14 protein-coding genes and 2 pseudogenes are annotated in these 18087 nt (G+C 54.7%); 4 read left to right on the top strand and 12 right to left on the bottom strand.

What is annotated here, in order from left to right; all coding sequences use genetic code 11:
• Window positions 1–10: 10 nt before the first annotated feature.
• The gene (locus tag JTM80_RS16885; RefSeq protein WP_172358087.1) at window positions 11–301 is read right to left on the bottom strand and encodes a DUF2470 domain-containing protein; all 291 of its coding nucleotides are present in this window, start codon (window positions 299–301) and stop codon (window positions 11–13) included.
• Window positions 302–442: 141 nt separating this feature from the next.
• Window positions 443–1755: pseudogene (locus JTM80_RS16880) on the bottom strand (NF041680 family putative transposase).
• A 1024-nt stretch (window positions 1756–2779) separates the two neighbouring features.
• On the opposite strand from JTM80_RS16880, the gene JTM80_RS16875 reads away from it, so the two are divergent.
• The 3 genes from JTM80_RS16875 (at window position 2780) to JTM80_RS16865 (ending at window position 4935) form a co-directional block, all read left to right on the top strand.
• The gene (locus JTM80_RS16875; protein ID WP_172358086.1) at window positions 2780–3262 is read left to right on the top strand and encodes a CYTH domain-containing protein; all 483 of its coding nucleotides are present in this window, start codon (window positions 2780–2782) and stop codon (window positions 3260–3262) included.
• A 235-nt stretch (window positions 3263–3497) separates the two neighbouring features.
• Window positions 3498–4394 carry a M48 family metalloprotease gene (locus JTM80_RS16870; protein ID WP_205369894.1) on the top strand — a complete coding sequence of 299 codons (897 nt, stop codon included), beginning with the start codon at window positions 3498–3500 and terminating at the stop codon, window positions 4392–4394.
• 127 nt (window positions 4395–4521) lie between these two features.
• A complete protein-coding gene (locus JTM80_RS16865; protein WP_172358084.1) occupies window positions 4522–4935 on the top strand; it encodes a hypothetical protein in 414 nt (137 codons plus the stop codon).
• A gap of 235 nt (window positions 4936–5170) precedes the next feature.
• Here JTM80_RS16865 and JTM80_RS16860 read toward each other — a convergent pair whose 3' ends face one another.
• From JTM80_RS16860 to JTM80_RS16850, 3 genes are all read right to left on the bottom strand, one after another.
• Window positions 5171–5428 (bottom strand): GlsB/YeaQ/YmgE family stress response membrane protein, encoded by a 258-nt coding sequence (locus tag JTM80_RS16860; RefSeq protein ID WP_172358083.1) that lies wholly within the window; start codon window positions 5426–5428, stop codon window positions 5171–5173.
• Window positions 5429–5859: 431 nt separating this feature from the next.
• The gene (locus JTM80_RS16855) at window positions 5860–6555 is read right to left on the bottom strand and encodes a DUF2834 domain-containing protein (RefSeq protein WP_205371447.1); all 696 of its coding nucleotides are present in this window, start codon (window positions 6553–6555) and stop codon (window positions 5860–5862) included.
• Window positions 6556–6751: 196 nt separating this feature from the next.
• Window positions 6752–7411: a DUF4230 domain-containing protein gene (locus tag JTM80_RS16850; protein ID WP_172358082.1), complete on the bottom strand. Its 660-nt coding sequence runs from the start codon at window positions 7409–7411 to the stop codon at window positions 6752–6754.
• Between the two features lie 418 nt (window positions 7412–7829).
• Here JTM80_RS16850 and JTM80_RS16845 point away from each other — a divergent pair, with 418 nt between their 5' ends.
• Window positions 7830–8804, top strand: a complete 975-nt coding sequence (locus tag JTM80_RS16845) for a transposase (protein WP_205371237.1) — start codon at window positions 7830–7832, stop codon at window positions 8802–8804.
• 65 nt (window positions 8805–8869) lie between these two features.
• Here the strand turns inward: JTM80_RS16845 and JTM80_RS23520 are convergent, their stop codons facing one another.
• The 7 genes and pseudogenes from JTM80_RS23520 to JTM80_RS23360 form a co-directional block, all read right to left on the bottom strand.
• Window positions 8870–9520: a pentapeptide repeat-containing protein gene (locus JTM80_RS23520; protein ID WP_172359050.1), complete on the bottom strand. Its 651-nt coding sequence runs from the start codon at window positions 9518–9520 to the stop codon at window positions 8870–8872.
• A 198-nt stretch (window positions 9521–9718) separates the two neighbouring features.
• Window positions 9719–9919: pseudogene (locus JTM80_RS23515) on the bottom strand (DUF433 domain-containing protein); the annotation flags it as partial.
• Window positions 9920–9959: 40 nt separating this feature from the next.
• Entirely contained in the window at window positions 9960–12017 is a 2058-nt protein-coding gene (locus JTM80_RS16830; protein WP_172358081.1) for a chloride channel protein, read from the bottom strand.
• A 112-nt stretch (window positions 12018–12129) separates the two neighbouring features.
• Window positions 12130–12630: a peptide chain release factor 1 gene (locus tag JTM80_RS16825; protein WP_205369893.1), complete on the bottom strand. Its 501-nt coding sequence runs from the start codon at window positions 12628–12630 to the stop codon at window positions 12130–12132.
• Window positions 12631–12681: 51 nt separating this feature from the next.
• Window positions 12682–13854, bottom strand: a complete 1173-nt coding sequence (locus tag JTM80_RS16820) for a 1-deoxy-D-xylulose-5-phosphate reductoisomerase (RefSeq protein WP_205369892.1) — start codon at window positions 13852–13854, stop codon at window positions 12682–12684.
• A gap of 108 nt (window positions 13855–13962) precedes the next feature.
• A complete protein-coding gene (locus JTM80_RS16815; RefSeq protein WP_205369890.1) occupies window positions 13963–14322 on the bottom strand; it encodes a type II toxin-antitoxin system HicB family antitoxin in 360 nt (119 codons plus the stop codon).
• 590 nt (window positions 14323–14912) lie between these two features.
• The gene (locus JTM80_RS23360) at window positions 14913–17657 is read right to left on the bottom strand and encodes a hypothetical protein (RefSeq protein WP_304941110.1); all 2745 of its coding nucleotides are present in this window, start codon (window positions 17655–17657) and stop codon (window positions 14913–14915) included.
• Between the last annotated feature and the right edge of the window lie 430 nt (window positions 17658–18087).

Raw genomic sequence — 18087 nt, 5'->3', positions numbered from 1 at the left:
CAGTGCCCCCTCATTCTCCGGGTGTCTGCGATCGCGCTTGGCGCACCATTGCAATCAGCGTTTGATGCGCGTCTTCCGAGTCTTGCAGCGGATGGTCAAAGGTGACGCGCACGGGGGTTGCTGTCCCGGCTTGTTCCGCTTCTAGCGTCATGCCCTCCGGGTCAATCGACACCATTTTCGCCGCCGTGGCCGCCACTGCCCCGCCGTAGACCTTGGCATAGAGCAACACCGCGTCGGCGTGGTCTTCGTTCATGTGCTTGCAAATGCGCTCACTGATTGCAGGAGAGAGGATGTCGGCCATGAGAGGTTAAGGGGGTTGGAGGGTTAAACTTTAGTTTGGACTAACTGGCATCACAATAATGCTCAACAGGATGCCATAAAGAATCTGCTCAACCGTTCATAACAGTTGAACTTAAGGAATTGGATACAATCCTGCTCGCAGTTAAGCTGCTGTTGCAACCGGACTGTTCAGGGATTGTTCGGATGTCTTGCGTTTCGAGGCTCGTTTTTTGACCATCGGATAGCAGGGACGAGGAGTTGGCTTGTGCCCCTTGCCTCGTCCTGGCGATTTACCACGAGGTTTAGGCGCAGGAGCAGGGGTGCCAATCGCTGCCAAAATGCCTGCAAACGCTTGTGCGACCCGACCCGGAGTCAACGTTTCTTGCGGTGCCTGCCAGGGCAAGGGGTGGTCAGTACAGTCCTTTCGCGCTAACCACAACTGCCAACTGAGCAACGGCATCAGGCTGCTCCACTGTTCGGTTGCCGATACAGAACTGAACTGGGGATGTGTCCAATATAGCCTCTGCTTGGCAAAGCGATACCAGTGTTCAATGGCAAAGCGACGGAGGTAGTGCAACCACAGGGTTTCTAACGGAGGCATCTGCTCACCCAGCCAAACTAACCACAAAGGAGCCAAGCGTCGCGTGCTGCTCTGTGTCTCCAGCACCTCCACGCGCAACACTTCCATTGCCCGTTTGGGGATTTGCGGAAATGGTATGCACTCCAACGACTGACCCGCACTCGTCCCCAGTTGGGATCATCGACTTCAACGGTTTCGACCGGGACACTCCAAGTGTCAGGGTCATTGAGTTTCATCTTATGTCCATGCTTGGCAGGTGCGCCTCGCCCTCGATACGCTGGGGGCGCGCCATAGACACATCGATTGGATGTAACCCGCAGCAGCAAGTCTGCCTCAATCCCTGCCGTTTGGTTGACAAAACTGGCATTGCCGTACCCTCGGTCGTAGATCGCCAACGGACGCACCGCTAACTGCCGAGTCACTTGTTTGAGTTGGAATGCCGCTTTACTGGCGGGTGTTTCAAAGCTGGTGATGCGCTCATGCCGCAATGGTAATGCCCAACTGCCCCTGTCTTCAGCAATCCAGGCTAAGGTACTGTAGTTTTGTCCGGCTATCGGGGCATGTCCTGTTCTGCCTGATAAGGTGCGGTCTTTCAAACGCCTGGCAGCAGGACGGTTCCACCGACTCGCATCACCTGCCAACAACGGTTGCTGCTGAGTCGGTATCTGCTGCACCAACAGCTTCAGCACCTTTGATCGGGGTAGGCGGCTATCGCGCAACGCTTCATAGGTGCTCGACCACTGGCGACGAAAGACAGGACTCTGCGATAGCCTCACAAACGACACGATGCACGCACTCACTAACACGGCATCCATCAGATCAAACAGGGCATCTCTGGCGTTTCCCAAGCTGGCATACAACGTTTGGCGAAATTGCTGAAGTTCGTTGAAAATCATGGGGTCAATGTTGGTTGTACTTCATTGACCTTACGGCAGTCGGTGCTTCTCATTGACTGCCTTCCTCTTCACCATTAGTCCAAACTAAAGGTTAAAACAGTGCGTGTGGAAGCAGGAAAACCTGGCTCAAAGGTTCCTTTTTCCTCAAGGGTTCCTTGCCAGGGAGGTTTGAGGGAATTGGCTTGCCGCCAATAGATTAAGGCATAGATTTAATTGAAGACGCAGACAAGCTAAGAGGGTGTTTGAAAAGGTATTGCCTGTAATGTTAAGCACTCAGAGATCCCCCCCTTAAGCCCCCCTTAAAAAGGGGGGAAAACCGCCTTAAAGTCACCCTTTTTAAGGGGGATTCAGAGCTAATTTGTAAAGGAGCCTGAAAGCCTTGTTAATCAAGGATTTCCGAGAAACCGCTTTTCCTGGGCAAGCATGACCTCAAAGCCACACATGCCAAGAGTTTCAGGCTTCTTAAGATTTGCTTCATAAATTAGCTCTCAGGGGGATCTTGCACGCTTTGCTACAAACAGTAGGACTTTTCAAACATCCTCTAAGACGCAGACAAGCCATCCCCCAAAAAGAATATACCCAGCCGAAACAGGCTACTGGCAATAAACGCCAACAGCATGAACATAATCACCACATTCACCACGTTGCGAACAGACTGCATAAGCGTTCCACCCCTCACATAGGGTGCGTAGACGTTGGACTTTAATCAGGATTCAGGAGTTCGGGTTCAAGGTTCAATCGCGGGGTTTGGATGGTTTCCAAGTTCTTTCCAGCAAACCTCTAGCGACCGATCCTCCTTTATAACCCTATCAAGTTTGCGTCCCCAGCGTAATCTGAACAACCCAAGGCCAATCTTTGGTTGTGATAGAACCTGTGCAGGCATTTCGTGGGCTGCTTCCGAGTCTGCGTTCTGGGTTTCAACGTAGACTACCTGGTGGTTCCGGGATCACTGCTGCCCATGAAGTCGCTGGACGCGAGACCGAACCCTGGCTCCAAAATTAGTAATCTCAAACCCAAAATCGATATGGCGCAGGAAATCGAGCGAAAATTTCTCGTGGTGGGCGATCGCTGGCGTGGGCTGGCGGAAGGCACAACCTATCGCCAGGGCTATCTGCTGTCGGGGGCAGGGCGGACGGTGCGGGTGCGGATTGCAGGAACGCGGGGCTTTTTGACGATTAAGGGTGCGACGGAAGGAGTATCGCGCAGCGAGTTTGAGTATGAAATTCCCCTGGCGGATGCGGAAGAATTGCTGAATACCCTGTGCGATCGCCCGCTGATCGAGAAAACTCGCTACAAAATTCCCTACGAAGGGCTGATTTGGGAAGTGGACGAGTTTTGGGGCGACAACGACGGGCTAATTGTTGCCGAAGTGGAACTCTCTAGCCCCGACCAGACGGTGCAACTTCCCGACTGGATTGGCGAAGAAGTCTCCCACGACCCGCGCTATTTCAACGCGGCGCTAGTGAAGCATCCCTACCGCCAGTGGCACTCCGCTCCAGAATCGTGATCCTTTTTCCTCCAAATCTAACCACTCACGACTTACGCACTTGCGATCATCTCTTTGGGGTTTGGACAATTTCTCGCGGACTGCGCCCGCGAGAAATTGTCCAACTGCGTAAGTCCTAACACTGCCCAATACGGAAAACCGCCCCAACTTTAACGGTTTTTTCCTCACGATTGGCGATCCCCGACTCGTACAATTTGAGTGCAAAATAGCGGGTGAGTTGCGATAGGAGCCGGATATGAACCAAGTAAAAACCCTGGCGCTGTTGAGCCTGTTGAGTGGGCTGCTGGTTGGCATTGGCTGGATGCTGGGTGGTTCCAGCGGGGCGCTGATTGGACTGGCGATCGCCGCCTTTACAAACCTGATGTCCTGGTATTCGTCGGATAAGATTGCGCTGGCTGCCTATCAGGCCCAACCGATTACTGAAGCCGAAGCACCGGGGCTATATGCAATGGTGCGGCGGTTGTGTGAGCGGGCAGACCTGCCGATGCCTCGGATCTTTGTCATTCCCTCTCCAGGAGCCAACGCCTTTGCCACCGGGCGCGACCCAGAACATGCGGCGATCGCCGTTACGCAGGGCATCGTGCAAATGCTCACAGAGCCGGAGCTAGAAGCCGTCATTGCCCACGAACTCAGCCATGTCCGCAACCGCGACACGCTGACCCAAGCTGTAGCTGCAACGGTTGCTGGGGCAATCTCCTGGCTGGCGCAGATGATGCAGTACAGCTTGATGTTTGGCGGCATGGGCAGTCGCGACGAGCGTGAGGGCGGCGGCAATCCCCTGGGCCTGCTGTTCACCGTTCTTCTAGCGCCGCTGGCCGCCAGCGTAATTCAGATGGCGATTTCTCGCACCCGCGAGTTTGAAGCCGACGCTGGCTCTGCCCGGATGACGGGCAATCCCCGTGCCTTGGTGAGCGCGCTGCAAAAGCTGGAGGCAAGCGCCCGACAAATGCCGCTGCGGGCCAATCCTGCGTTCGAGCCACTGCTGATTATGAACGCCATTCCTCAACAATTTCTCTCCAGCCTCTTTTCGACCCATCCAACCACCGAAGCCCGCATCGAAAATCTGCTGCGGGTCGAGCAAGAGCTTTTGGCGGCAGGAGACTCGGCAACGCTGAAGTCGTCTGGACTCTAACGTTTCGCTGAGGCTGTCATTTCCTAAGACTGTCATTTCCTGAGGCTGTCATTTCCTGAGACTGTCATTTGAGCCTGCCGCAATCCGACTCTCCCGCTATAGTTTTAGGTTTTTAGGAGGCAACGCGATGAGCTTTGATCCAAATTCACCGAACGGGTCTGACCAAGAGCCAATCGTCCTGGAAGCGCGACCCGCTACGGGCGACCACGGCTCTGCCTTGGAAGGGCTGGATGAAATTCAGCGAGAAACCAAGGCGCTGATTGATGCCATTACGCACCGCGCCCAACAGGAAGCCCGTTCCGCAGGGGAGTTTACCCGCGAAACCTATCTCAAGGTGGTGCGCCAGGCCCGCGAGGCCGTTGAGAAAAACCAGCTTTTCAAGCCTGATGAATTGGAGCAGTCGATCGACTCGATTCAAAAGGAAGCGGAGAAAAACTGGAATGCGCTGGTGAGCGAGGTCAACGAACTGGGCGATCGCCTTTCGGAGGCGGCCAAAGCTGCCTGGGAAAAGCTGATGGAAGACCAAACGCCAAAGTCGTAAATCTTTCGGTTGCGCTTCGCTATCTGTTCCAGCGGCGGCATGATGTTCCCAGTCGTGCGATCGCGCAGATAGTCATACCCTTTGGGTAAATAGGGGTTCCTGCCTATTCAACTTTGAATGAATCTTTGGGAACCTCGATGGATTGAATTTGACCCGATCACAGTCTCAGATGAGACAGAAGTGAATTGCAGGAATCATATCAATTTTCGAGGTTCCCCTTGCTGTTTCAAATGAGTTAGGCAGCGCGAGTAAATACACCCCACAGGAAGATCAGCAGCATTGCCCCAATCACTGCCAGGATAATGCTGGTCAGATTCAGCCCTGTAACGGCTCCTCCCAACAGCACCGTGCCCAGCCATCCGCCCACCATTGCACCCAAAATACCCAGTAGCGTTGTGGCAAAGATGCCGCCGCCCTGCCGTCCTGGATAAATTAGCTTTGCCAACGCGCCCGCGATAAAGCCCAACAACAGCCAAGTCAATAGATTAGCCATGATCTTTCTCCCACAGTTTAAAGAACAAATTAAAGAACAAATTGATCTCAACAGCCGACGAACCTACTCGGTCCGTAGAAGCGTTTAATTTCACGGAAAGCAGTGCGTTGACCCAATATTTCGGTACAACGCATAACCCGCTTTAGAGCTAATTTGTAAAGGAGCCTGAAAGCCTTGTTAATCAAGGATTTCCGAGAAACCGCTTTTCCTGGGCAAACATGACCTCAAAGCCACACATGCCAAGAGTTTCAGGCTTCTTAAGATTTGCTTCATAAATTAGCTCTTAGAAAATCAAAAACACTGCACAGGGCGATCGCTCGATATCCCCTGTTAGTTTTGCAAACTTGCTTGATATGTTGAATGTTACGAGATCACATGTCAGCAAACTTCATTCCGCAGGGATATTAAGCTGCGATCGCCCATTGTTGCAGCTATCCCTCTAGGGAGACTTCCGGGGCGGTTTCTGGGGCGGTTTCTGGGGCAATTTCTGAGGTGGCAAATTCGGTGGCACGGGCAAGGGGCGGGCGGATGGATAGGTAGACCAGCGGCCCCAGCAGGGGAACCAGCGCGATCGCCCAGAACCAGCGGCTTCCCAGACCCCGCCGTGCCAGATCATCGCGCAGCAGCACCGGAAACAGCGCCGACAGGGCAACAAAATCCAGGCTCATGACGTGAATAAACTTGCTGGTTTGCCACTGCTGCACAAAATCAGCCCAGTTGCCCTGGGTGAAGCCGTAGACCAGCAGGGCGATCGCCCCCAATAGCAGCACGCGCCCCGTCCAGACGGAATCCAAGATGCGAATCAGCCAGGACGTTTCGCCGATAAAAGTGGGATTCGGCTTTCGCAGTGCCAGATAGGGCAACAGGGCAAACGCACCTACGGCAAAGCTACCCGCCGCAAAGGGAAACGCCCGCACCCGCTGCCCGCGCCCGTCGGCATACAGCACCGCGCTATAGATCAGCGGCCAGATGCCCATTAGATTAAACAGCGCAATAATCAGGGGATTGATGCCATCCCACTGGCCCGTTGAGAGGTTCTGAATCAGGCTAAGCGTTTCGGGGCGATCGGGCGGCGCGAGGAAGGCGGCGTAGGCAATAAAGCCGAGCCAGATAAGCCAATACAGCATGTTGGGGGTTGGGTGGCGACGCGATGTTGGAACGATAACGAACGGTCTACTGCCCTTGTGCCACAGGTGAGCGAGAAAAAGCAAGCGGCATAGGGGAGAAATAAACAAGCTGGAGAGGGCGATCGCCCCATCCAGCCTGCCCGGTTTATTCATGCCGGTTTATTCACGATTGATTCAAGCTAAGGCGGCTGCAACGCTAGGCGGCGCAGTTTCCAGACTCCACTTCAACCGTCACGGTATTAAATCCAGCTTTATTCAGAATCGTCCTGATCTGCTCTTTGGCGCTGCTATTGGCGGCTTTGAACAGGTTGCCGCTGCACGCTTTTTCGCGAATGATGGCGAGTGCTTCGTGCTGCGCTTCTTCGTATAGATCGGCGGTCGCCGCGGGGCCAAACCACGAGCGGTAGTCGTCGATTTTTGAACTCCGCGCAATGTCGAGATTGATGTTCAAAATCTGAGGAGCGGGCAATTCGGCTTTGATGACGCGATTCTTGAAGTCGAGATCTGAAACCACCAAGTCTTTCAGGTTAAAGCCTGCCTGCACCGTGCCCACGCCTTCATAGATCAGGCTGGTTTTTCCAATAGGAATGCCCAACTTTTTGGCGACTTCTTCCACCTTGACCGTAGCATAGCTGTCCGTCGTGGCGGCCACAAACTCGCTGGCATTTTCCACACCGCTAAAGATCAGGTTTCGCACGCTTTCAGTCGTCATGATCTGGGCTGGACGGAACAGCGAAAACAGCAGCATCGCCAACACTGCAAGACCCACCAGCCCCGCGCCGATGTAAACCTTCGCGCGATCGCCCAATCGCTCCACGACCCCTTGAGCCATTTTCAAAATACCCAACGAATTCATGTTTGCTCCTTTAGCGTCTTGATTCGGATCGTGACCTCTGTTTTTCAAGCGTGAAGCCAACAGGTGATGCCAGTTCTCAATGAAGCACCACTATCTTTTATAGTCACACTTCTATAGTCACACTATTCGCACTTCTATAATCACAAGCGTTTTCGAGCTTCGTCATCCAGGAAATCACAAAGATTTTGAAAATCAAACCATGACTGATAACAACCAGTCCAGACCAAATCGCTTTAGCCCCTCGGATTAGCTCTCTTTGGCAATCCATATTCGGCAATAAAGCAATCACATACTTATGAATGTTTATGAATAAGCTGTTTATGAATAGACTCAGAAGTGTTGAAAGATAGCTCAACATACAAAAAATGGGGGCAGAATATTGTATTCTAGCCCCCAGCAAACAAAAACAATGTTTAAGATGCTAGTGTCATTTCCTGCGCTTGTCAAACCGATACTCAAGCAGTTGTGCCCACATAACTATCCTGTTTTGAACTCTCGCTTATTCTTTGAAATCTGGTTGACCTTCGTTTTAGACCAGGGTTTAACGAGCATGAGAAGCCTGTTTTATCGTCTCAACAAAGCAGGAATCAAGGTTGATATTTCCACCTTTTCTAAAGCCTGCAAGACTCGACAGGATGAACACTTTTGTCGCATCTACGCTGAGCTCATAAGACAGCTAAAACAAAAAAATCCAGCGACAGCACAGATGCTGTTTCCCATTGATTCAACGGTCATCACATTGACAAGCAAGTTGTTCTGGATGCAAGGCTATCATCAAGTCAAATTGCTTAATGGAGTCAACTTAACGCAAGGTAATCCCAGTGAATGCCTGATTCATTTTGGTCAAGGACATGACGCAAAATTTGCTGACAGAGTGACAGGAATGATTCCTGAAGATGCCATCGGCGTCATGGATAGAGGCTTTGCCAGTTGGGATTTCCTTGACCAATTAAGCCAGGATCAGACTCGCTTTGTTGTCCGCCTTAAGAACACGATGAAGACCGAGTTTGAGCATGAGCGATATCGAGTGGTTTGGTTTTGTGACTTAGAGAGCCAAACGGAGTTTCGGCTGGCGACCAATGTAGAACTGATGACGAATGAAGAGATTAGTGAAGTCTATCGCCATCGGTGGCAGATAGAAGTGCTGTGGAAGTTTCTAAAGATGCACTTGAAGCTAGATAAACTAATCTCTAAGAGTGTCAATGGAGTCACCATTCAAATCTACATGGTGTTGATTGCCTATCTGATTCTGCAATTGATAGAAATTCCAGAGTTTTATGGTCATCAATTACTAGATAAGTTGCGCTATTTGCAACTTGAATTGAGTCGTCGTTGTTCGATTGTCCATTGGAGCTACGATCTGCTGCCAGAGACACTCGTAGGAGCTTCGTAGGGTTGAATGTAAAGTTTTATGTCTCAATTCAACACTTCTGGAATAGACTGTTTATGAATAGACTGCTAGGGAAGCGGTTTCATTCCGGCGGATTCTGGATCAAAGCCTTCTGGAAATTGAGTCGGGCAGGGATAAATGGGCGGATAGGTAATATCTACACACAAACTCCTGGACGTTTTTTCGTCAGAATAAAAGGCTCCTTGAAAGTTGGTTTCATCCAGTCTTGTCCCCTGTAGATTGGCTGCGCCCAACTTTGCCCCTCTCAAATTCGCTTCTTCCAAATTTGCCCCCTGCAAGTTGGCTCCCCATAGAACTGCGCCTTCCAAATTCGCTTCAACCAAGCTGGCTTTGGGTAGCTGAATTCCGGCTAGGTAGGCCTTTGCCAAGTCCACCCCGTCCAAGCTTTCCGGTTCCCACTTGGAACAGAGCCAATCTTCAGAGATGCAAATCCAGGGAAAATGCAAACGCCAGTTTGCCCCTGGCGAAGCATTCAGAAACTCTAGAGCCAGGATGCGTCCTCCGTTCCCGCTTTGTCCCTGGGCGTTGGTGATGGTCTGCCAAGCTGCATAAACCTGATCGTCGCGCCGCTGTTTTTCTAAGCCGATGTAACTGACGACGGCAATGATGAGACCAAGGTTACCCAATAACCCCAGCAGGCTGATTAAGGCCTGATTTTCTCCCCAGGAAAGTAGCGGCTCCCAAATCCGCTTCTCCATCCAGACAAAGGGTTTAAGCAAGGCGCTGGGCTGCGGGGCAGGCGGAGTTTGATCGATTTCTTGGGACGAAACTGGATCATCGACATGCTGCTGAGCGTTGATCGAGGTTTCGGAATAGGCGGGGCTGATGGAGTGAAGAATTGGCGAAGAGAGGGTTTCAGTTCTAGAGGCTTCAGGTCTAGAAATAGATGAACCGTAATGACTGCGATCGGCTGCAAATTCCAGGCAAGCCCTGATATCGGTTTCTGTCAGTTCTGGGAATTTATTGACAATTTCAGCGATGGATTGTCCATCGGCAAGCCAGCCCAAAACGTCATACACCGTGATACGTGTGTGGCGAATGTATGGAGTATCGCCATGCTCATCAGGCTTGATTGTGATAACACTACGATTGCTCATAGCGGAAAAATTGCGGTGGAAGGATTGCGAATGATGGATATTAGGATCTAACTTTACCAAGGCTCTCGGCATCAAGAGAGTCATCAACTGTTAGAGAATTTGGCAGAATTTGGCTCTCGATCTCGATTTTTTCCTCTGGCGGCGCGATCGCCTTTCCGTTTCGTTCTGCCAGGTCAGCCTGAAAATCTTCCGACGACTCCTCGCTGTCGCCTAGGGCTTTGGTAATGCGGGCCAGGCGGGCGGCGGTGGTAATGCTCTCTTCCGTGAGCAGGCCGATGACGTGGGTGGGGTGGTCGCGCTCGACGACGGGGATCTGGTGCAAGCCGCGAGTGCCCATGCGGGCGATCGCCTCTTTCACGGTTTCGTCGCTGTAGGCAAACAGGACATGAGTGGTGCAGAGGTCGCGGATGGGTTGCTGGAGCAGGTCGGGGGCTTCTTCAGCCTTGAGAATCAAGCGGTTGATATCGCGTAGGGTCAGGATACCCACTAGTGTTTCGTCGCCGCCCAGATAGTCTAAATTATTCAGGTGATCTACGTTATCTAGCCCGGCCAGGTTGTCCATCACTAAGGCGCAGGTGGCCCGCTGGTCGATCAGGGTGCGGGCGGCTTGTGCCAGCAGCAGGTTCGCAGACAGCTTGAGGGCGATCGGCTGCAAAGCATCGACCACCAACAGCGATGCGGGGACGGAGATTCCGGCAATTGTCTCCTCTGGGGCTTCCTGCTGTTCGCCGTCGGAGTCCATCAGTTTGGTGGGTTGCAGGGTTTCCACCAGCCAGATGCTCAGCCCCACCGCCGACATCAGCGGCAAAATGATGCGGTAGTCTTGCGTTAGCTCAAACAGCAGCAGGATGGACGTGAGCGGGGCGCGGACGCTGCCTGCTAGCACTGCTGCCATGCCCACCATCGCATAGGCCGGCGGCGAGGCCATATAGGGATGCAGCACGGGCAGGGCGATCGCCAATGTTTTGCCATACACCAACCCCAGCGACGCGCCCAAAAACAGCGCCGGGGCAAACACGCCGCCCACAAACCCGCTGCCAAAGCTCACCGCCGTCATCACCAGCTTTAGCCCCAGCAGCGCGATCACCATCCGCAGCGGAAACTGCACATCTTGCAAAATGGACTCGATGGTTTCGTAGCCCACGCCCAGAATTTGCGGAAACCACAGCGCCACAGCCCCAACCGCAATGCCACCCAGCACCGGATGCAGCGGATTGGGAATTTTCGCCAGCCATTGCGTCCCCGGCAGTTGCCCCTGAAACGCCTGCTGGGCGATCGCCATTGCCTGCCGATAGAGAATGGACACCAGACTAGCAAACACCCCCAACCCCACATACAGCGGCAGTTCTAGCAGACTCCGCACCTCATAGGCCGGCAGCGCAAAGGCAGGCTTTGCCCCCAGCCCAATCTGTGCGATCCACGCCGCCACCACCGCCGACAGCAGCACCACACTCGCCGACGACGGGGCAAACAGGCTGCCCAGCACCACTTCCAGCGCAAAGAACACCCCTGCAATCGGCGCATTAAACCCCGCCGCCAAACCCGCCGCCGCCCCCGCCCCCAGCAGCAACAACTGCCGCGCTTGCGACACCTTCAGCGCCTGCCCCAACAGCAGACTAAAATTTGCGCCAATTTCCACACTCGGACCTTCTGGCCCCAGGGACGCACCGCTGCCCAGCGATACTGCGGCCGCCACCATCTTGCTCACGGGCTTGAGCGGGGCCAGTTCCTTGCCGCCCTGTACCGTTTCCATCAGCGCCGACAGGCCCGGCCCAAAGCCCTGCACACCCCAGCGCAACCCGCCCACCAATAGCCCACCCAAAATCGGCAGCAGCGCCAGCGTCCAGTGTCCCCAAACGGACAGCACGCCCGCCACGCGCCCCAGCATGAGTTGGTTGACTAGGTGAATCAGATAGCGAAACGTAACCACGCCCAGCCCTGCACCCGTGCCAATGAGCAGCGCCAGCCCCAGCAGCCGGGAATCGGGCGTGGGTTGAAACCGGGTTAGCACCGCACTGAGGCGCAGGGGCTTGGCAGGAGCCGCGCTATCGGCTGCGTTTGGCAAAGTTGGCCCCACAGTTTGAGGAGAAGCAGGCATGGCGGCAAGTTGGGGCGAGAAGGGGCAGATCTATCTCTATTCTGTGGGATTCAGCACCAAAGGCGATCGCCCCCAAAGGCTCAATTTGCCAAACTGGTTTAGCAGCGCCAGTTTACCAGCGCCAGTGATTTTTGCCGCGCCAAAACACGCCGATAATCAAGCCCATCAATGCAGGCTGGCTGGGCGGCAGCAGCGAGGGGATGCCAGAGAGCGATCGCACCCACACCATCACCACCAAGCAAGCAATCAGCCCCCAAAGAACACCCAGGTTAATAAAAATCTGCCGCTGAAACTGATCCAGCAAATGCACCGCCAAAGCCCCCACGCCAATCGCAATGGACAGCACAATCAGCAAATCCAGCGGCGGCGAAAAGATCAGGGCATTCGTCCGCGCCACAAACGGCAGTCGAGAACCGCCCCACCACAGCAACAGTTCCACCGCAAATAGTCCAATCACGGCATAGCCCGCCGTCTGAAACAGCGGCAGCCAGGGCAGTTGCTTGATTCGGCGGAGGGGGTTGGACATAGTGAGGGAATGTTGGGCTGTGAGCGTTTTGGCGTAACGGGGACGAGCATTGCGGGTTTGGCGTGTTGCAGACGACCACTCGCGCATCCTATCCCCCCATCCCATCATCTCTGAATCTCCGCCACCCTGCATCCCCCATCACGCTACCAAGCGCTGACTCGCCGACAGCACCGCCTGCCGCGCCCACTGATCGGCTGCAAGGATGTCGTCGAGGGTGGGCTGGGGCAGATTGTGCGGATGATGGCGATCGCACGCTTGCTCAATCAGCCGGGGAATGTCGAGAAACTGGATTTTTTCCCGCAGGAACAGATCCACCGCCTGTTCATTGGCAGCGTTTAGCACAGCGGGCATAGAACCCCCTGCCCGCCCCGCCGCATAGGCCAGCCCCATGCAGGGATACTTCTGATGGTCGGGGGCGCGGAAGGTAAGATCGCCGCATTTCACCAAGTCGAGTCGTTCCCACTGGGTCGGCACCCGGTCGGGATAGGACATGGCATAGAGCAGCGGCAAGCGCATATCGGGCAGCCCCAACTGTGCCAGCACGGAGGTATCTTCTAGCTCGATCAGCGAATGGATAATGCTCTGGGGATGGATGACGATTTCGATGTGGTCATAGTCCAGCCCAAATAGGAAGTGCGCCTCGATCACTTCCAACCCTTTGTTCATCAGGGTGGCAGAGTCGATGGTGATTTTACGCCCCATCGTCCAGTTGGGGTGCTTGAGCGCGTCGGCAACCTTAACAGTGGCCAACTTTTCCACCGGCAAATCGCGGAATGCGCCGCCCGATGCCGTCAGCAGGATGCGCCGCAGCCCGCCCTCTGGAACCCCCTGGAGGCACTGGAAAATGGCGGAATGTTCAGAATCTGCGGGCAATAGCTTCACGCCATGCTTTTGCACCAGCGGCAGCACGACCGGGCCGCCCGCGATCAGGGTTTCCTTGTTTGCCAGCGCAATATCTTTGCCCGCTTCGATGGCAGCAATGGTGGGCAGCAGCCCCGCACATCCCACAATCCCCGTCACCACGGCCTCGGCATCGCCATAGCGGGCGACTTCGACTACGCCATTTTCGCCCGCGAGCAGGATGGGTTGCGGCGTGAGGTCGGCGATCGCCTCTTTCACCTGGGGCAACAGCGCCGGATCACAAATTGCAGCAATTTGGGGGCGAAACTGGCGAATCTGCTGAGCCAAGAGGTCTACGTTTCGCCCCGCCGCCAGCCCCACAATCCGAAACTGGTCGGGATATTGGCTCACAATGTCCAGGGTTTGGGTGCCGATGGAGCCAGTGGAGCCAAGCAGAGTAATCGCTTTCACAATTGCTTAAGGAATGAGCAGCAACTCCACTATAAAACGCAGCGTTACCGTAAAACGTGGCGTTACTTAGAATTCCCTAAATTCTCATGCAACCTTTAGGTACGCCCATTAAGCAAAGGGTTCCAAGCTGCGACGAGCAGCTTCAGAGAGGACATCCTGCGCCCAGGAATCAATGCTTTTGCCTGCGTGGTCGGCGGCACGGCACAAATCGGGCGTGGCTTTTAAGGCGATAGTTTTGGAATCAAGCTGAAGACCGGGGCGATCGGGTTCTTGCTGAGTTTCCTGGCAAAATTCTAGGTATACATCAATACAGCGGCGAAACTTGCGCTCTAGCTCAGCCGCAGTCTCGGCTTCAAAGGTCACGACATCCTGAATGTCGCGGACGCGACCATGCAGCACGCCGGCCTGAATATCCACCTCAATCTCTGCTGTATAGCCTTTGTATTCCAACATGTTGCGTTCCAACATCTTGCATTCCAGCATGTCGATCTTGACCCAAACCCATCATCAGCGTGATTCGTGCAGCTCAGACTCAGTAACTCAGACTCAACTGAAGCTTCTACCTTAGTTGAGAACTAGCTGCTGTGGCGTTCCTCAAAGGAGGGAATCTTGGCTCAGCCCTGGGGAGGTCGCCAAAATCAGGGCGATCGCCACAGGGCTGAAACGCAGCCGCGAGCAAGCAAAAGACTTCTGCAAGCAAACTTACAAATCTGCAAGCAAGCTTAATGAAAGAACGTTTGGGAACGAATCTATCCTAGACCGGATGAACTTTTGAAAAAGCCTATCAGGTTTCGCAATAAGATACCAAGAAGTTCGATTGCAAGATGTGCTATCACCCGCCTCTAGTCTGTTTCATCAGCAAAACGCCGAAACCCGGACAGATTCACAGCCCAACCCTCGAAATTCCTCGATGGTTCATGCTGTGGGCGATCGCCAAGTCGAGGATTCCAGGCTTTTAGGCGATTTCGATCTTAGCGCGGCAGGTCAGCAGTTGTGGGTGGAACGACTGGTATGCAGAACCAGTTGCAGGCAGAACCAGTTGCGGGCAGGACGATAGGTTAGGTCGCCGTGGCATTGCTCGTTGGATCAAACAGGTTGCTAAAGTCCAGGCTGTTGGGTTGCACATTCTGCAAAATTGCCAGTGTCCTGCTTCCATAGCGGATGAGGGTATCGCTGCCGCTGGCGCTAAAGGTCAACTGGCTAGGAGATAGGCCGCCCGTTAGTCGCAGTTTGTCTAGCCCCACCTCGAAGTCGGCGATCGCATCCACGCCCGGCCGCAGGCCCAGCACGAAGGTATCTCGCCCAGCACCGCCCACCAGCGTATCGTTGCCGATGCCGCCGTCTAGCAGATCATTGCCATCGCCGCCGCGCAGCAGGTCATCGCCACTCAGCCCCAGCAGCACATCGTTGCCGCCCATGCCATTAATCGTGTCGTTGGAGTTGTCGCGGCCTGTAACGCGGTTGTCATAGTCATTGAGGAAGGTGACAACGTTACTCCGGAAGACAGTCAGGTCTTCGCGCCAGTGGATGACATCAAAGTCATCGGCGATCGCCGTGTGTCCGTCAAACAGCAGGTTGCCGTTCCCAACAAAGTTGTCGAGGTCTTTCAGCGCAAAGTCCTTCAGGCGAATCGTGAAATCGGACGCGCCATCAAAAGTAATCAGCAGGTCAGCCCCGACCTGGGTCAGCAGCATGTTTCTTGCAGTGAACGGCGTACCCACCAGCTGAATCATATCCAGCTCATCCGGATTCGCCGCTGTAATGCTGCCTGTGCCCACGCCGCTGAAGTTCGCAATCACGACTTCGCGGCCCACCGAGACTGAGAGGGTTTCTTTTCCAGCACTCACTAGGGCTTCAGGGTGACCCAGTTGCAGCACAAAAGTCTTGTTGCCGCTTGCGCCATCCAGCATCGCAGGAGGGGGTGTCGGCGACACAGGCACATTGTCCGGCGGGTTGGGTAACTCCCCGTCGCCTGGCTGGTCGTTCTCTCTGCTACCGGGCAAACCCGATTCATCCGGCGGAGTCGGCTGGGTCGGTGGGGGCCCGTCTGCGCCGCCAGAATTGGGTGGGGGCGGCCCGATTGGCGGCTCTGGCAGATTGGGCGGAACGATGGGCGGGCTAGGAAGCTCATCGTCGCCATTTCCCAGTCCTGGCGGCTCAGGCAGTCCGTCATTGTCGCCACTGTTTCCGCTATTGCCACCATTGCTGCCACCTGGCGTATGATCACCCGGCGCGTGATTACCTGGCGTATTGTTATCCGGCGTATTGTTATCCGGCGCATTGCCACCCGGCCCATCTGGCGCATTGCCACCCGGCGCATTGCCACCCGGCGTATGATCACCTGGCGCATTATTACCTGGCACCTCACCACCGGGGGTATCGCCTGGATTACCCAAATTGGGTGGCGGTTGGGTTGGCCCTGGTGGAGGGGCAGGGGGTTCCGGGATGTTTGGGGAATCTGTTCCAGGCGGGCTATCGATGGGCGGCTGGGGAGTGTGTGGAGTTCTGGGTGATTTTGGCTGGCCGCCGCCCCCGCCGCCCCCATTGTCAGGGCTTCCCGGATCGCTACCGCCATCGTCGCTGCCAGGACTTCCCGGATCGTCGCCATCCAAATCGCCGACAACGGGATCGCCTCCTGCCCCATCCGCTCCAGGTTCGGAAAGGTCTAAGGTTGGATACTCAAAGATGGGTGGAGGGGTTGGGCGCGTCGGCTCTCCGCCATTCGTGGGGTCTAGATCGGACGCGGGCGGATCTCCGGCTCCGTCGTCGGGCCAAGTTTCGCCGTCAAGAATCGGAAACTGCGATCGCTTCCCGCCAGCTTTTGGCAGACTGGGGCTATGATCTTCGTCTGGTTCCGCAGGGATGGCGGGTTTTGGTAGAGCAGTCTCTTGAGGACGCAGCGCACCTGGGGCGATCGCCCCATCCAGCGCCCCATCTACAGCAGACCCACTTGTCTGCCCTAGTACGTGCAATGCTACGAGATCGTCAAACTTTCCGCCGCCTCTAGGTGCGTCTTCTGCTCTGACCAATCGATCCAAATTGGCCCAGCGGCGGAGCCAGTCGAGGCTTTCGGCCAGTTCCACAGGCTTGGCAGAATTCCAGCGATGCGCCTCAGTAGACAGCAGGTGGTACAACAGTAGCGCGACAAGGGCTTCGGTCTGCTCTGGTCTTTCCGAGTGAAATCGCAAAAATTGGGACGACAGCCCTGCAACGCTCAGCCCGATCCAGGGCAAAACCGATTTTGAAGCGGTGGGAGCATCGGTTTCTAGGGCCGGGCTGGACTCTTCCGCGACTGGCGTTTCGCTAGGTTCATCGACAGGGTGGGGTATTTGCTGCAACCACTTGAGGAAGTCGCTGGCCGTGTGGATCTGAATGCTGCCATCAAAATTGAAGTAGTTTCCAGGTATGAATGCAACAATGCTTAACCTATCCCGCTGGGCGATCGCCAACTCATGTGGCTTGGAATCGTGATCCTCTCCCCACTCATGCCCCTCTGGCAGCGGCACCAGGCAGAGGTTGATTTGGTCAATCAGGTCTTCAATTCGCTGTGCCAGTTCTGGATGTTGATACTCTCTGCGAATCACGTCCAAAACTCGATCTAGCCCTGGCTTTAGAACCACCACCGGGATGCGAGTGCGAATTAATTCTTGAATAATGCTGTGGGCCTGCTTTTGCAGCTCGACGATAAAAGAGTCAATCTCTGCGCTTGGATACAGGAACGCAAAAACCTCGCTAGCCAAAATCGCAGCGGGCAGGCTAGTCGAGGAAACCAGCGAAACGTGAGGGGGGCGGGCAGGACTCACGAGAAATTTCCTGAGGGGAGCTAAAACCAGTAGTAGTCTATAGGTTCATCTATTTGGGGGATGCGGCCACCTATGCCAGTAGCTTAACCGGACTAGTTCCACTCTAAAAAGTGGCACAGCTTAGAGGTTCAAACCCTGGAAAAAGCTCCACCTAGCGGGGTTGAAAGCGCTCCCTCTCAGAACTGTCTCTTCCGACTCTTGCGACTATTGCGACGATTGATAAAAGCCTGACACCAGTTGCCAGGTGTGGGCACAACGTTCAAAAAATTACTTGATCAGCCTAAAAAGATTGAAGCACCCCAAACGGCTTCTTGCATAGATGGGTCAATAGATGGGTAAACAGTTGAAGTTTTGCCAGATGAACCCGGCCAATGCTAACCCGCCCAACTGGTGCAGAGCAATCATAGCGATCGCCCCAAACTCATCCGGG

The sequence above is a fragment of the Thermoleptolyngbya sp. PKUAC-SCTB121 genome, assembly GCF_016919485.1.
GTDB classification, from domain to species: Bacteria; Cyanobacteriota; Cyanobacteriia; order Elainellales; family Elainellaceae; genus Thermoleptolyngbya; species Thermoleptolyngbya sichuanensis.
Note: the sequence above shows the minus strand (reverse complement) of the source record. Positions and strands in the feature narration are given on the sequence as shown.

Coding starts and splice junctions, on each gene's coding strand:
- JTM80_RS16885 (WP_172358087.1), bottom strand. CDS start 301: ATGGCCGACATCCTCTCTCCTGCAATCAGTGAGCGCATTTGCAAGCAC.
- JTM80_RS16875 (WP_172358086.1), top strand. CDS start 2,780: ATGGCGCAGGAAATCGAGCGAAAATTTCTCGTGGTGGGCGATCGCTGG.
- JTM80_RS16870 (WP_205369894.1), top strand. CDS start 3,498: ATGAACCAAGTAAAAACCCTGGCGCTGTTGAGCCTGTTGAGTGGGCTG.
- JTM80_RS16865 (WP_172358084.1), top strand. CDS start 4,522: ATGAGCTTTGATCCAAATTCACCGAACGGGTCTGACCAAGAGCCAATC.
- JTM80_RS16860 (WP_172358083.1), bottom strand. CDS start 5,428: ATGGCTAATCTATTGACTTGGCTGTTGTTGGGCTTTATCGCGGGCGCG.
- JTM80_RS16855 (WP_205371447.1), bottom strand. CDS start 6,555: ATGCTGTATTGGCTTATCTGGCTCGGCTTTATTGCCTACGCCGCCTTC.
- JTM80_RS16850 (WP_172358082.1), bottom strand. CDS start 7,411: ATGAATTCGTTGGGTATTTTGAAAATGGCTCAAGGGGTCGTGGAGCGA.
- JTM80_RS16845 (WP_205371237.1), top strand. CDS start 7,830: ATGCTAGTGTCATTTCCTGCGCTTGTCAAACCGATACTCAAGCAGTTG.
- JTM80_RS23520 (WP_172359050.1), bottom strand. CDS start 9,520: ATGGAGAAGCGGATTTGGGAGCCGCTACTTTCCTGGGGAGAAAATCAG.
- JTM80_RS16830 (WP_172358081.1), bottom strand. CDS start 12,017: ATGCCTGCTTCTCCTCAAACTGTGGGGCCAACTTTGCCAAACGCAGCC.
- JTM80_RS16825 (WP_205369893.1), bottom strand. CDS start 12,630: ATGCGCGAGTGGTCGTCTGCAACACGCCAAACCCGCAATGCTCGTCCC.
- JTM80_RS16815 (WP_205369890.1), bottom strand. CDS start 14,322: ATGTTGGAACGCAACATGTTGGAATACAAAGGCTATACAGCAGAGATT.